This window comes from Streptococcus oralis ATCC 49296 (assembly GCF_000185265.1).
Lineage (GTDB): Bacteria > Bacillota > Bacilli > Lactobacillales > Streptococcaceae > Streptococcus > Streptococcus oralis_BC.
Genome location: NZ_GL622183.1, coordinates 1,027,358 through 1,040,938, shown reverse-complemented (window position 1 = coordinate 1,040,938; position 13,581 = coordinate 1,027,358). Strand labels below are relative to the sequence as shown.

General features: G+C 39.6%; 13 protein-coding genes and 2 pseudogenes. 6 read left to right on the top strand and 9 right to left on the bottom strand.

The window, feature by feature from the left end; all coding sequences use genetic code 11:
* Nucleotides 1-39: 39 nt before the first annotated feature.
* From HMPREF8578_RS07235 to HMPREF8578_RS07220, 4 genes are all read right to left on the bottom strand, one after another.
* Nucleotides 40-1,062 carry a YdcF family protein gene (locus HMPREF8578_RS07235; RefSeq protein ID WP_000273636.1) on the bottom strand — a complete coding sequence of 341 codons (1,023 nt, stop codon included), beginning with the start codon at nucleotides 1,060-1,062 and terminating at the stop codon, nucleotides 40-42.
* Between the two features lie 67 nt (nucleotides 1,063-1,129).
* Nucleotides 1,130-1,567 carry an Rrf2 family transcriptional regulator gene (locus HMPREF8578_RS07230; protein ID WP_001167388.1) on the bottom strand — a complete coding sequence of 146 codons (438 nt, stop codon included), beginning with the start codon at nucleotides 1,565-1,567 and terminating at the stop codon, nucleotides 1,130-1,132.
* 165 nt (nucleotides 1,568-1,732) lie between these two features.
* Entirely contained in the window at nucleotides 1,733-2,674 is a 942-nt protein-coding gene (locus HMPREF8578_RS07225; protein WP_000801527.1) for a hypothetical protein, read from the bottom strand.
* Nucleotides 2,675-2,834: 160 nt separating this feature from the next.
* Entirely contained in the window at nucleotides 2,835-3,686 is an 852-nt protein-coding gene (locus tag HMPREF8578_RS07220; protein ID WP_000161113.1) for a metallophosphoesterase family protein, read from the bottom strand.
* A 197-nt stretch (nucleotides 3,687-3,883) separates the two neighbouring features.
* Between HMPREF8578_RS07220 and HMPREF8578_RS07215 the strand changes: the two genes are divergently transcribed.
* The 3 genes from HMPREF8578_RS07215 to thrS all read left to right on the top strand — a co-directional run bounded on the left by HMPREF8578_RS07215 (nucleotide 3,884) and on the right by thrS (nucleotide 6,985).
* Nucleotides 3,884-4,249 (top strand): hypothetical protein, encoded by a 366-nt coding sequence (locus HMPREF8578_RS07215; protein ID WP_001246987.1) that lies wholly within the window; start codon nucleotides 3,884-3,886, stop codon nucleotides 4,247-4,249.
* Between the two features lie 312 nt (nucleotides 4,250-4,561).
* Nucleotides 4,562-4,954 carry a hypothetical protein gene (locus HMPREF8578_RS07210; protein WP_001043307.1) on the top strand — a complete coding sequence of 131 codons (393 nt, stop codon included), beginning with the start codon at nucleotides 4,562-4,564 and terminating at the stop codon, nucleotides 4,952-4,954.
* An 87-nt stretch (nucleotides 4,955-5,041) separates the two neighbouring features.
* The gene (thrS, locus tag HMPREF8578_RS07205; protein ID WP_000591040.1) at nucleotides 5,042-6,985 is read left to right on the top strand and encodes a threonine--tRNA ligase; all 1,944 of its coding nucleotides are present in this window, start codon (nucleotides 5,042-5,044) and stop codon (nucleotides 6,983-6,985) included.
* Nucleotides 6,986-7,197: 212 nt separating this feature from the next.
* Here the strand turns inward: thrS and HMPREF8578_RS07200 are convergent, their stop codons facing one another.
* From HMPREF8578_RS07200 to HMPREF8578_RS07190, 5 genes and pseudogenes are all read right to left on the bottom strand, one after another.
* Nucleotides 7,198-8,247, bottom strand: coding sequence for a DUF389 domain-containing protein (locus HMPREF8578_RS07200; protein WP_000147512.1), 1,050 nt, complete (start codon nucleotides 8,245-8,247; stop codon nucleotides 7,198-7,200).
* 328 nt (nucleotides 8,248-8,575) lie between these two features.
* A pseudogene (locus tag HMPREF8578_RS12665) lies at nucleotides 8,576-8,826 on the bottom strand (hypothetical protein).
* A 55-nt stretch (nucleotides 8,827-8,881) separates the two neighbouring features.
* Nucleotides 8,882-8,980, bottom strand: a pseudogene (locus tag HMPREF8578_RS12730) (peptide ABC transporter); the annotation flags it as partial.
* Between the two features lie 6 nt (nucleotides 8,981-8,986).
* Nucleotides 8,987-9,961 carry a sensor histidine kinase gene (locus HMPREF8578_RS07195; protein ID WP_000887982.1) on the bottom strand — a complete coding sequence of 325 codons (975 nt, stop codon included), beginning with the start codon at nucleotides 9,959-9,961 and terminating at the stop codon, nucleotides 8,987-8,989.
* Nucleotides 9,954-10,631, bottom strand: coding sequence for a response regulator transcription factor (locus HMPREF8578_RS07190; protein ID WP_000548972.1), 678 nt, complete (start codon nucleotides 10,629-10,631; stop codon nucleotides 9,954-9,956). Before HMPREF8578_RS07190 ends, HMPREF8578_RS07195 begins: the two co-directional genes overlap by 8 nt.
* Nucleotides 10,632-10,952: 321 nt before the next feature.
* Between HMPREF8578_RS07190 and HMPREF8578_RS07185 the strand changes: the two genes are divergently transcribed.
* The 3 genes from HMPREF8578_RS07185 to HMPREF8578_RS07175 all read left to right on the top strand — a co-directional run bounded on the left by HMPREF8578_RS07185 (nucleotide 10,953) and on the right by HMPREF8578_RS07175 (nucleotide 13,572).
* Nucleotides 10,953-11,522, top strand: coding sequence for a TetR/AcrR family transcriptional regulator (locus tag HMPREF8578_RS07185; RefSeq protein WP_033605086.1), 570 nt, complete (start codon nucleotides 10,953-10,955; stop codon nucleotides 11,520-11,522).
* An 85-nt stretch (nucleotides 11,523-11,607) separates the two neighbouring features.
* Entirely contained in the window at nucleotides 11,608-12,384 is a 777-nt protein-coding gene (locus tag HMPREF8578_RS07180) for a ferredoxin reductase domain-containing protein (protein WP_000820258.1), read from the top strand.
* Between the two features lie 111 nt (nucleotides 12,385-12,495).
* Nucleotides 12,496-13,572: a DUF2974 domain-containing protein gene (locus HMPREF8578_RS07175; RefSeq protein ID WP_001273839.1), complete on the top strand. Its 1,077-nt coding sequence runs from the start codon at nucleotides 12,496-12,498 to the stop codon at nucleotides 13,570-13,572.
* The last annotated feature ends 9 nt before the right edge of the window (nucleotides 13,573-13,581 follow it).

Below are 13,581 nucleotides of genomic sequence, written 5' to 3'. Positions count from 1 at the left end.
AAATCAGCTCTCCGCAAAAATGGAGAGCTGATTTTTTGATTACCATAGAACACCTCTATAGGAGAAAATCAGAGCTAAAATCAACAAAACATAGAAAGCGATAAAAAGCCATTTCATCTTCACACATAGAGCAATGTATTCTCTGATAAAGGCCGATGGGATATAGTAGGCGGCTGTACGGCAACCAAGACCATCTCCCTTCATCCCAATACGGCGAGCATAGGTACTGGTACGAAAAACATGGTAATCATTGGTCACAAAGAGAAAACGTGGACTGGCCACCAGCTTCTCTCCCATTTCTTTTGAGAAGAGAAGATTCTCATAGGTCGTCGTTGAGTCTTCCTCTAGGAGAATCGCTTCTCTCGGAACATCCGTCTCTTCCAGCAAATAATTACAAATTGCCTGAGCCTCGGAAATCTTCTCATCCCCACCTTGACCACCACTTGAGATGATTTTAACATTGGGATTGAGAGACTGGTGATAAGCTTCTACTGCTTTGTCAATGCGACTCTTCAGTAAGGGAGTGACTTTTTCTCCATTCAACAAGCCTGCTCCGTGAATGATGATAAAATCATAATATTTTTTCTTAGGAATGAAAAGATACAGAATGGAATAAAGCAGAAATCCTGCAAAGGCAAAACCAAAAATCAAATACGAATAAATCAAAAAGAAAAAGATAATATTCACTAGATGATTGGTGTAAAACAAGCCCTTGGTATCGCTCACTCGAATCGCCATGATCACAAAAAAGAATAGAATCACGCAGCCTAATCCTAGAGACAAATAATTTGCCTTGGATTTTCCTTCTTTTTTCAATAACACAAATCCATTATAAATAAGGAAAAAACCACTTAGAAAAACTAAAAGAGGCAGCAGGAGAAAAATCCCTGCAAAGAAAACCATGTGCACTTCTTTCTGCCCAGCTTCGTAAAAAAGATTGGCAATGGACATATAAGAAAAGAGCAGAGACAAAAGCAAGAGAGCTGGATTCCAGAGACTGCGATTGTCCCTTAAAAACGAAACGAGAAAAAGTAGGACAAAAAATCCTGTGATAAAGTACATAGTCTCCTCCTTTGATGACTACATTGTACCATAATTATAGCAATAGAAAAAGAGAACCTTAGTCCTCTTACTTAGAGAGTTTATTCTGAGCATCTGCTACAACCTGAGCCAGACTTGTCTGACGCAGTTGGTTCTCCATAGCTGCTTGAACATCGAACAACTTTTGGTCCAAGACTGCATGGATATTCGCACCAATTGGGCAATTAGGATTTGGATTGTCATGGAAACTAAAGAGCTTACCAGATTTTCCTAAACACTCTACAGCTTGGTAGACATCCAACAAACTGATATCCTTAAGGTCTTTTATTATCTCAGTTCCTCCCGTACCACGAGCAACTGAAATCAATCCTGCTTTTTTGAGTTGCGATAAAGTCTTACGGATAATGACTGGATTGACTCCGACACTAGCCGCAAGAAAATCACTGGTTACCTTGCTGTCTGTATCCTGCAGTGCAATAATAATCATCATATGAGTCGCAATTGTAAATCGGCTTGAAATTTGCATCTTCTTCTCCTTTCATTGATATTTTATTCATCTTTTCCCGTATAAACATTATACCTTTTTTGCTTATCCTGTCAAATATTAACGAATGATTATCTTCTCAATGCAAAAAGTCCTGTATCCCTCTTGGTACCCAGAACAGCGGAGGACATACAAAGACTTATTTCTTTATGCAATTTTACGGACAATCCCTTTTGTTTTATGACTTGACCAAACCGAGCTGATAGACGCCCCAGCACCAACTAAGGTAAACACAGCTAACATAGCTAGATTATAAAAATAATTTTTTGGGAAATCACCGTTAAAGATTAATTCATTCACCGCTCGGAAAGCAAAGGCAAACTCAACCCCTAGTTTGGAAACGACTTCCATCGCCAAATCAATTTGATTCACTAGAAAGACAGTAATCACCATCCAAATAGAGGAAATTACAATCCCCTTTCGAGATACCTTTCTTCCAAGGATTTCATATCCTTTAATGGTACAAATCCCCAGAACAATACCCGCTACCATAGCTACATAACCTAGACGTGCGATAAATAGAGCAACTGCTCCACCAATCAAGGCTCCAAGCAAGGCACCAACTGCTCCAAGAAGAACATTTTCCTTTTGATTTTGATAAGAATCCACCTCAATCTGAAGATTGCTCTTCAGCAATTGATAGCTTTCCTCGTTGATAAGGAAAATTGAATCACCTAATTGATAGAGACCAACGGGGCCTTCCTGACCACTGTAGGCACACACTTGGACGAAATGATGGGTTTCAAGGAATGCAACGAGGTCTGTTATGAGCGTCTGTAACTTTTCGATTGTTTTGGATTTGCGCATTGCACCTTTTACGACAAAAGAAACAAGGTACTGGTTGATAGACAAGGTCGACAAGTTTGGAAGAGATTCACTCTTAAACTCATCCCAAACTAATTCATTTTCTTCTGAATCCGCAGGATTGCCATTCAAACTCACACTGACACAAAGTCGAAACTGATTTTTCACGTCAGTTTCTTGCAGGAATAATAAATAGCCTGACCGCGTGCCATAGATACTACGTGAATCTTCGTCAAATTGCAAGCCCAACTCCGAGGCAATAGCGTGTAACTCTTCTGGTTTCATTATCTGTCTCCTCTTATTTTGAATATCAATTAGTATGAAATTCAAATTAGTTATATTCCGTTATTCTAACATAAATTTGAGAAGCCGTCAATTCGTATCCAGTTCGACTTATCGGTAAACAACAGTCCCTAGACTATCTGATTTCTAGCTAGAAGTCCTCTTAAAACCAATCTTTCTTGTCTCTTTCCATCCAGAGTTCAACATCCTGATCATAACCTTCTTGTTCACTAATCTGACCTAACAATTCGTGATTATGAGTATGGTGAATCCCATTTACCAAACTTTCATAGTAGACCTGGAAATAGGGGAGCTTCAAATCCTTAGCCAACTGCAATTCAGCTTCCACATCATAATCCACTCGACGAAAATCAACATCAGACAAACCTGCTTCATCAAACTCTAAAATCATATACTGAGCCCTCAGGTCCTTACGCAACTTCGCATCTAGAAAGAAAGGTTGTCCAATGGAACCTGGATTAAGAATCAACTGTCCATCACTTCCGTAACGAAGCAACTGTTGATGAATATGGCCATATACTGCGATAGAGGCGTGTGGATTCGTCACCAATCTATCAAAATCTTCTTGCTTTCCCGTATGAATCAACTCTCTACCCCAGTTTTTATCAGGGAGATGGTGAGTGATTCCTACCATCAAATCACCAAACTGACGATGAACTTGCATGGGTTGATTATTGAGGTCTTCGATTTCTTCAGGGCTGACCTCCTCTAAGATGTACTGACTTTGACGCAGGAGATAACGATGACTCGCTATTGTAGGATCTAACTTGCGATGCAGGCCTCGCCAGAGACTATTCTCCCAATTTCCCAGAACTCTTACTGTAATAGGCAAACTTGCTAAGAGGTCCAATATCCTTCTACGTCCTGTTCCTGGCATCAGAATATCCCCTAAAAGCCAGTATTGGTCTACCTCTGCTGCTTTAGCATCAGTCAGAACAGCTTCCAAAGCTGTCGTATTTCCATGTATGTCTGAAAGAACTGCTATTTTGGTCATTCTTTCTCCTCATTCTCTCTTACTTCTTTTGTTAGTATTATAGCAGAAAACACTCGAAAAGATCACTATCACTAATCACTGGATTAAATTGTAAGAGCCTCCAAATCGTGCTATAATATAAGTAGAGATTTCCCCTTCATTTAGGATTATGTTGTATACAATATCTCTCAATTTTTCCAGATTGGAGGACTATTGCCATGCGGAATTATCTTAAGTATATCCCATACTACCTTGTCACTTTCTTTTTTTACTGGCCCCTCTATGCGCTCCTCTCTCTACTCATCTCTGACCCATATACACTGAAGGGACTGTACATTTATAACATCATCCTCTTCTCACCTCTGGTAACCTTTATCGTATCGCTACTTTATAGCTATCGATTTCATTTCTCACTTTGGTGGCTACTCGGTATTGGTCTGCTCTATTGCTTTACCATCATCACCTTTGGCGAATTCATCCTACTTTACTTCCTAGTCTATGAGCTCTTTGCCCTACTTGGCTTGGTTGCTGGCATAGGTATCAAGCATGTCTCCCAAAGAGAGAAAAACAAAAAAATTATATAAAAACCTTGAAAATTCTCGCAATCATGCTATAATAATGCATAGAGACAAGTCACTTAGTCCCTTTCTACTAGAGAGTGCGTGGTTGCTGGAAACGCATAGAAAGCCTAAACTGATACTACTCTACTGACTTTTATGCAAACATAAAACGGTGGCTACGTTAAAGCCAATCAGAGGTGTCCCTCTTTTTTGAGGAACATAAATGAAGGTGGAACCACGTTGCGACGTCCTTTTAGGATGTCGTTTTTTGTTTGGAGAATTGAGATATTGCCAGGTTAAATGAAACATAGCTAAGAAAAGAAGATGGAGGTTGATATGAATAAATCATTGTCTTGGGTGATTCTCTGTGCCTTCCTTGTCGTCTATGTATGGCTAATGAAAACTCTCAGTCTATGGGGGTTAGAGTACATTGTTGTCTTTTCATTTTTTGCATTTGTTCCTCTTTTGCCATTTCTAGCTCCTTTTTTTGGTATCTTAATGTTTTTTAAGAAAAAGAAACTCATCCTATCAGGATATTTCCTAAGTCTAACTGCTGGAATTTATTTGGTTAATGCTATAAGAAACTATCCACTAAGGATATACATGAAAGGTGAGATGACTGATGAACAATATCTGTCTCTAATCCTTTCCTTAGTATGCTATCTATTCATTTCTACGGCTTTCTTTATCTTTGGAATAAGAAAGTTAAACTATCATTTGTTTAGATAATCAATTGTTATCATTCTTTGTAGATAACGAATTCTCTACTTCTTCAACCTCAGTTTTTAAATATGATAAATTTTTAAGGAGAAAACCATGATTAAGATTACTTTCCCAGATGGCGCTGTTCGTGAATTCGAATCTGGCGTTACTACTTTTGAAATTGCCCAATCTATCAGCAATTCCCTCGCTAAAAAAGCCTTGGCTGGTAAATTCAACGGCAAACTCATCGACACGACTCGTTCTATCACTGAAGATGGAAGCATCGAAATCGTGACACCTGATCACGAAGACGCTCTTGATATCTTGCGTCACTCAGCTGCTCACTTGTTTGCCCAAGCAGCTCGTCGCCTTTTCCCAGATATTCACTTGGGTGTTGGTCCAGCTATTGAAGATGGCTTCTACTACGATACTGATAACACGGCTGGTCAAATCTCCAACGAAGACCTTCCTCGTATCGAAGAAGAAATGCAAAAAATCGTCAAAGAAAACTTCCCATCTATTCGTGAGGAAGTCACTAAAGACGAAGCACGTGAAATCTTCAAGAACGACCCTTACAAGTTGGAATTGATCGAAGAACACTCAGAAGACGAGGGTGGTTTGACTATCTACCGTCAGGGTGAATACGTGGACCTTTGCCGTGGACCACACGTCCCATCAACTGGTCGCATCCAAATCTTCCACCTTCTCCATGTAGCTGGTGCTTACTGGCGCGGAAATAGTGACAACGCGATGATGCAACGGATCTACGGTACAGCTTGGTTTGACAAGAAAGACTTGAAAAACTACCTCCAAATGCGTGAAGAAGCTAAGGAACGTGACCACCGTAAACTTGGTAAAGAACTTGACCTCTTCATGATTTCACAAGAAGTGGGACAAGGACTTCCATTCTGGTTGCCAAACGGTGCGACGATCCGTCGTGAATTGGAGCGCTACATTGTCGACAAGGAGTTGGCTTCAGGATACCAACACGTCTATACTCCACCACTTGCTTCTGTTGAGCTTTACAAGACTTCTGGTCACTGGGATCATTACCAAGAAGACATGTTCCCAACTATGGACATGGGTGACGGGGAAGAATTCGTTCTTCGTCCAATGAACTGCCCGCACCACATCCAAGTCTTCAAACACCATGTTCACTCTTACCGTGAATTGCCAATCCGTATCGCTGAAATCGGTATGATGCACCGCTACGAGAAATCTGGTGCCCTCACAGGTCTTCAACGTGTGCGTGAGATGTCACTCAACGACGGTCACCTCTTTGTTACTCCAGAACAAATCCAAGAAGAATTCCAACGTGCCCTTCAGTTGATTATCGATGTTTATGAAGACTTCAACTTGACTGAATACCGCTTCCGTCTCTCTCTTCGTGACCCTCAAGATACTCACAAGTACTTTGACAACGATGAGATGTGGGAAAATGCCCAAACCATGCTTCGTGCAGCCCTTGATGAAATGGGTGTTGACTACTTTGAAGCTGAAGGTGAAGCAGCCTTCTACGGACCAAAATTGGATATCCAAGTTAAGACAGCTCTCGGAAAAGAAGAAACCCTTTCGACTATCCAGCTTGACTTCTTGCTTCCAGAACGCTTCGACCTCAAATACATCGGGGCTGATGGTGAAGAACACCGTCCAGTTATGATCCACCGTGGGGTTATCTCAACTATGGAACGCTTCACAGCTATCTTGATTGAGAACTACAAAGGTGCTTTCCCAACATGGCTTGCACCACATCAAGTAACTCTCATCCCTGTTTCTAACGAAAAACACGTAGACTACGCATGGGAAGTGGCTAAGAAACTCCGTGACTGTGGTGTCCGTGCCGACGTAGATGAGCGCAATGAAAAAATGCAGTTCAAGATCCGTGCTTCACAAACCAGCAAGATTCCTTACCAATTGATCGTTGGTGATAAGGAAATGGAAGACGGAACTGTCAACGTTCGTCGCTATGGCCAAAAAGAAACACAAACTGTCTCAGTCGATGACTTTGTGCAAGCTATCCTAGCTGATATCGCCAACAAATCACGTGTGGAAAAATAAAACGATCACTGTCTGAGAAACATTTTTCAGTAAGAAAAAGCAACAACTGAAATAGTTGTTGCTTTTTTATATTTTATTTAACCTGAGCTAGTCGTGATTGGTCAAACCACCACAAATGGTATCCTCATCAACAATCCTTTCTATCCACTAACTGTTGGATATAGGATATCCTCCCAACATTTGCTTCCATGAGTTAGATAAGTTCAATATCCTCAATCCTTGTCTGCTTCATTTTCTTTTACGAGATCTTTTTGTGAATCTTTTTCAGAGAGTTTTTGATCGATATACTTGTTAATGTTTTCATAAAATTCCTTGGTCATCTCACTATCTAATTTTATCGAATTATGGACTTGATTGACTTTTAATTGAACAGATTGAATACCGTAAGAGGCTTGTTTTTGGTGGATCCTTTCTAATTCTTCTTCTGAAATCGGATCTCCAACAACCGTCAAGACTAATTCATTGTCCCTTGACTTATAGACTTGATTAATGACCGTGTGATTGGCGAATTCTTTTCCTACAAACTGTTTGATTCCTTCTTTTCGCGCTTGATCTATCGTCAGAGTGACTGCTGAATAACTGGCTGGAAGAACCAATAATACAATCAAGGATATCAAGCCAATTTTCATTTTAATGTTTAGCTCTTTAAATGAACTTAAGGGAGATTTTCTCATCAAAATTCTTGTTCCAATAATGTTGGCTAGCATGATAAAGACACAGTTGATCAAGAAAAGATAGAGAGCCCCAAATAAAAATCGTACATTTCCGTTAGCTAAACCATATCCTGCAGTACAGATAGGTGGCATCAGAGCTGTTGCAATGGCTACTCCTGGCACGATATTGTTTGCTTCTTTTTTCCTTGACCCAATTACACCTGCTATCCCACCAGCAATAGCAATGAGAACATCCCAAATGGTTGGAGAGGTTCGTGCAATCAACTCGCTACTTGCATAAGATAAGGGGGAAATCCAGAAATACAAAGTCGAGACAAGCAAACTGACCAATACTTGAGTAAATAAAACCTCTAAAGATTGCTTGATTAAACGCGTATCAAAAATAGCTAAACCAAATCCGAGTCCAACAATCGATGTCATAAGAGGGGAAATCAGCATGGCTCCAATAATGACAGCTGTTGAATTCATATTTAAACCTATAGAGGCAATAAAAATCGCACACATCAAAATCACTGTATCTCTTAATCGAACATGAAGATCATCATATAATTTCTCACGATATTCACGTGTTGAATAATTTCCAGTCATTGGTTACTCCTTTTATTTCATATACTCTTGTTTCTGCTTAGATGGTGGCAGAGAGACTTCTTTTCAATTTTACATATTTTAATTCTCACCTGTTATTTTTTTGAAAATTATCTTTTAAGCATCCGTCAGTCTATCCTTAACATTATATCAAAAATTTTACAGTCTTTCTCTGAAGAAATATATCAATTGAACAGATAGAGAAGGAAGAAACTTTTGTTTCCTTATACGAAAAAGAAAAAAATGGTATCTCCTCTGAAAGAAGATGCCGTTTTAATCTTTAAACAAGATTGGTGTGTTCGACAATCCATTGCTTCATTTTTATTTTCAATCAGAAGCCATAGTTCCCAAACGTGATGATGGTTAGAAGAAACCCCTTGATCCAGTTGCCGAACAGTTGTGCTCCAGTCCTGTCAAAGTATAGACGTTGCTCATCCACTACCGTGTGTTTGGTTTTCAATTTTGCATCATGCAAACCGCCCAAGATGTTGCGATCCCCAAGGTAAGCCTGAAAATTATGGCTACTAAGATAGAGTATCCAATATAATCTAGGATCCTTCCGTCAAAATAACTTTCTTTCATTTTTGCCTCTTTTATTTTTTGACTATATTCTAGTCGTTTCCTAGTGTAACATTTTTTACATCTGGACAATCTTACGGTAACTTCTAGACATTATCATGAAAATAGAGATATAGACTAGAACAAAAATTCCACAGATGGATAAGGTCATCATCAACTATGCTCACTCAATCATCAGATTCCTATTGGAAAACTTGATGCGAACGGTTGTTCCTATCCCAACCTCAGACTCGATGCGAATCTGGTGACCCAGTTCTTCAGAAATTTTCTTAGATAGATAAAGTCCAAGTCCAGATGACTGCTGGGTCAAACGCCCATTATAGCCTGAAAACCCACGTTCAAAGACTCGGAGAACATCGCTGTTTTTAATCCCGATTCCCGTATCCTTGATACAGAGCTCCTGACCTTCCATATAAATCTCTAGCCCACCTTCTTTGGTGTATTTGAGACTGTTTGAGAGGATTTGTTCAATGACGACCAACAGCCACTTCTTATCGGTCACGATGATTTTGTCAAGGTCATGGAGATTGAGCGTCAGTCCTTTTTGAATAAAGAAAAGGGCATATTTGCGAACCACTTCCTTCACCAGATCCTCCACTTGAACCTTTTCAAATACCAAGTCATCGTGGAAGCTCTCCAAACGAAGATACTGCAACACCAGATTGGTATAGGAGTCAATCTTAAAGATTTCCTGTTCCAGTTGCTGCTTGGCCTCACGATCAGAGACTTCTGCTACCAAGAGACGACTCGCTGCAATGGGGGTCTTGATTTGGTGAACCCATAAGGTGTAGTAATCAAGCAAATCCGTCAGCTTGCTCTGCGCTTCCGACTTCTTTTGATACAATTCAGACTCACGCTCTTCGAGCTTTTCTGCTAGCGCACATTCCAGAGGAGACTTGGGGTCTCTCTCAGCATAGAGTACTTCCTGCCGGTAAACCTGAGCTTCTGCAAATATATCCCAAGCCAAAAATAAAAAGGTCAAAAAACTACTGAGCAGAAAGAAATAAAGAAAATAAGTTCCTAGACTAGCAAATAAAAACTGAAAGAGAAGGACGAGAAAGCCTAATGAAAAAATATAGGTAAAAACGCGACTGCGAGAACGCAGATAGGCTAGAAAAAATGATTTCCAATCAAGCATGTTTCAGTCCGTATCCTATCCCTTTCTTGGTTTCGATAAAGCCTGCTAAACCTTGCTCCTCCAACTTTTTGCGCAGGCGAGCAACATTGACAGACAAGGTATTATCATCGATGAAAAAGTCGCTATTCCAGAGTTCCCGCATCAGGTCATCACGCGCTACGATATTGCCAGCATGTTCAAACAAGACTCGCAAAATTTGAAATTCATTCTTGGTCAAACTCAGAACTTCCCCCTGATAGTGCAGGTCCATAGACTTGGTATTGAGGATCACACCTGCATACTCTAGCAAACTTTCATCCCGCCCAAACTCATAGGAACGGCGCAACAGACCCTGAACTTTGGCAAGGAGAACCTGCTGGTCAAAAGGCTTAGTTACAAAGTCATCCGCTCCCATATTGATTGCCATGACGATATCTATAGCCTGATCTCTCGAAGACAGAAACATGATAGGTACCTTAGAAATTTTACGAATCTCCTGACACCAGTGATAACCATTAAAAAGAGGCAGACCAATATCCATGAGGACCAAATGAGGCTCCGACTGAACAAAAAGGCTCAATACTTCCATAAAATCTTCTACCAAAATGACCTCAAACCCCCACTCAGAGAGCAGTTTCCCCACTTGTTGCCGAATAACTTGGTCATCTTCTACTAGTAAAATCTTGTGCATGCGCTCCTCCTTTGCTATTTTTCAAAGTATCAAAACCCTTCATATCAGATTTACGGATCAGTATCTCATACTGTTTAGCAGCCTATTTCCCAAATCCAGATCAGAAAACAGATGCTAAATAGAGAATATTCCCACTGATATCATACCTTATTTTTAATTATAGTTCCAGCCTTATCCTATATTTTCCTTTTTGTGCTCATTTAGTTAGCGTTTCTTTAACTTATTTAATAGATCTAGCCTTCTTATTGACAAGCTAGCCATGATTTGTTAGAATATGAATGAACAGATTGATTTATTCATTCATGAAACAAAGGAGGTTAAATCATATTGGACAAAAAACAATCTTTAAAGACAGCAGCCTATGAAGTTTTTTCGAAAAAGGGTTACAAGGCGACAGGAATTTCAGAAATTGCTAGACAAGCTGGTATGGCAGTAGGTTCTTTTTATAACTATTACGAGAGTAAAGAAGCCATTTTTCTAGACATCTATATAGATGAAAACAACCGTGTTCGCCAAGCTATGATCGAAGAACTGGATTGGGAAATTGATATGATTGATCTTATTAGTCAACTCTTTGCTCAGTCCAGAGTACTCGTTTCTTCCAATAAAATCCTTGCAGAATGGTACAATCCTGCCATAGCCGATGAGTTGCACAGCTACTATTCCTCAGAAGAAGGCAAAGTCGCAAATCCATTTCATCAGTTTCTAGTAAAAACTTTTACAAATCGTATGCAGGCTGAGGGGTATTCTCCAGAAAAGATTCAAGAGATTTTACAAGTTTACAACCTATTTTACTACATGGATATGCATATCACGGAAAAAGATTTTCCAGATATTGGCAAAACTGTCGAAATACTTGCAACCAACTTCATAAAAGGAGTTCTAAAATAAAGAATGGATTTCTTTATTTTTTGAAAAAGTGTGAATGAATTATATTTTGGTTCATTCATAAAATTAAGAACAGGAGTCATAAAAAATGAAAAGAGGTAAAAAAATGTTTATTATCATTCTATCAACACTTGGAGCGATATGTATTATAACTTGGGGTGCCATCGCTTATCTTGGACGAAGCCAGACATTATCTATAAAATCCATTGAAAACCCCAGCGGAGATCTATATTTAATTCATATCACAAAACCGAGTCATCAAATCTGGAAAGCTGGGGCTTATGCTAAGTTTACACTCCCTGATACCTCGTCTACTGCTAGTAAATATGAAGCTAAGGGAGAGCAAACCAGTCGATGGCTAACCATTGCCTCCACACCTGATGAAGATGAAATTCTCATTTTGACTCATAATAGTGGAAGCAACTTTAAGAACACCTTGACACATTTACCGGCTGGCAGTGAGATTGAGATGAGTTGGCTGGATTCCTCTTTGACTGTTAAAGATACGAATAAGCCACTAGTTTGCTTTGCATCTGATGTTGGTATTTCTACTCTACGCCCCCTTATCAAAGAATGGGCTGGTAAATGTCCGATTATTCTCAACCATTTTGACAAAGGAGTTACTATTTTCGATAATGAGATGAAAGAACTGGCTCAAAAAACACCGAATTTTACTTATAAAACTAGCGAGGAACTTTCTCAAAGTCAAGAATTTTTAAAACGTGCTATTGATGAATACGGCAATCAAGCTAGTTATCTCATCACAGGTCAGCCTGATGATGTAAATGAGATGAAGAACTTTTTAAAGGAAAATGGGATTGATAGCAAAAACATACAAGTAAGCTCGTTTAGAGGTTTGAAATAGGAGCAATCTATCTTCTATGTATTTCAATCAAACCCTACTAGGTCATTCGAACAAGCCTACTAGCTAATTCTAGGTAAATGTGGTAATATAAACATTGAGAAAGGAGCTTTTATGGCCAATATTTTTGACTACTTAAATGACGTAGCATACGATTCCTTTTATGACCTCCCCGTGAATGAGTTAGATATTCTTGCCCTGACTGAATTAACCTATCTTCCTTTTGATGATGTAGTTACCCAAGAACCAAAGCGCCTCATAGATCTTGCACCTCAAATCCCTAGAGACACGACGATGTTGACCAATAAAAACCGTCTCCAGTTGTTGGATCAACTCGCTCAACACAAACGCTTTAAAAATTGCAAGCTCTCAGACTTTATTAACGATATTGATCCTGAATTGCAAAAACAGTTTGCAGCCATGACTTATCGTATCAGTCTCGATACTTATTTGCTTGTTTTTCGCGGAACGGATGATAGCATCATCGGTTGGAAAGAAGATTTCCATATGACCTATATGAAGGAAATCCCAGCTCAAAAACATGCCCTCCAGTATTTAGAGGACTTTTTTTCCCAACATCCTAACCAAAAGGTTATTCTAGCAGGACACTCAAAAGGGGGTAATCTAGCTGTCTATGCTGCCAGTCAACTTGATCCAAACTTGCAGAAAAACATTGTCGCTGTCTATACTTTTGATGCCCCTGGGCTTCACAAGGAACTAACCGAAACACCTGGCTATCAAAACATGATGGAAAGAACGAAAGTGTTTATCCCACAAGGTTCTATCATCGGGATGATGCTGGAAATTCCGGATAAAAAAATTGTTGTTCGAAGCACTGCCTTGGGTGGTATCGCCCAGCACGATACCTTTAGTTGGCAGGTTGAAGACAAACACTTTGTCCAACTAGACGAAACTAATAGTGACAGCCAACAAGTCGACACTACTTTCAAGGAATGGGTTGAAACAGTTCCTGACGAAGAACTGCAGCTCTACTTTGACCTCTTTTTTGGAATCATTCTAGATGCAGGCATCTCTTCTATCAACGACCTTTCTTCCTTCAAGGTCATTGAACACATTCACCATCTCTTTGTACAAGCCCAATCCCTCACTCCTGAAGAAAGAGAAATCATGGGACGCTTAACCCAACTCTTGATTGACACTCGCTACCAAGCTTGGAAAAATCGAGAATAGACAAAAACC

Excerpts from the sequence above, each read along its gene's own strand:
- HMPREF8578_RS07225 (WP_000801527.1), bottom strand. The coding sequence starts at position 2,674 with ATGAAACCAGAAGAGTTACACGCTATTGCCTCGGAGTTGGGCTTGCAA.
- HMPREF8578_RS07190 (WP_000548972.1), bottom strand. The coding sequence starts at position 10,631 with ATGCACAAGATTTTACTAGTAGAAGATGACCAAGTTATTCGGCAACAA.
- HMPREF8578_RS07195 (WP_000887982.1), bottom strand. The coding sequence starts at position 9,961 with ATGCTTGATTGGAAATCATTTTTTCTAGCCTATCTGCGTTCTCGCAGT.
- HMPREF8578_RS07175 (WP_001273839.1), top strand. The coding sequence starts at position 12,496 with ATGGCCAATATTTTTGACTACTTAAATGACGTAGCATACGATTCCTTT.
- HMPREF8578_RS07230 (WP_001167388.1), bottom strand. The coding sequence starts at position 1,567 with ATGCAAATTTCAAGCCGATTTACAATTGCGACTCATATGATGATTATT.
- HMPREF8578_RS07180 (WP_000820258.1), top strand. The coding sequence starts at position 11,608 with ATGAAAAGAGGTAAAAAAATGTTTATTATCATTCTATCAACACTTGGA.
- HMPREF8578_RS07210 (WP_001043307.1), top strand. The coding sequence starts at position 4,562 with ATGAATAAATCATTGTCTTGGGTGATTCTCTGTGCCTTCCTTGTCGTC.
- HMPREF8578_RS07220 (WP_000161113.1), bottom strand. The coding sequence starts at position 3,686 with ATGACCAAAATAGCAGTTCTTTCAGACATACATGGAAATACGACAGCT.
- thrS (WP_000591040.1), top strand. The coding sequence starts at position 5,042 with ATGATTAAGATTACTTTCCCAGATGGCGCTGTTCGTGAATTCGAATCT.
- HMPREF8578_RS07215 (WP_001246987.1), top strand. The coding sequence starts at position 3,884 with ATGCGGAATTATCTTAAGTATATCCCATACTACCTTGTCACTTTCTTT.
- HMPREF8578_RS07235 (WP_000273636.1), bottom strand. The coding sequence starts at position 1,062 with ATGTACTTTATCACAGGATTTTTTGTCCTACTTTTTCTCGTTTCGTTT.
- HMPREF8578_RS07200 (WP_000147512.1), bottom strand. The coding sequence starts at position 8,247 with ATGACTGGAAATTATTCAACACGTGAATATCGTGAGAAATTATATGAT.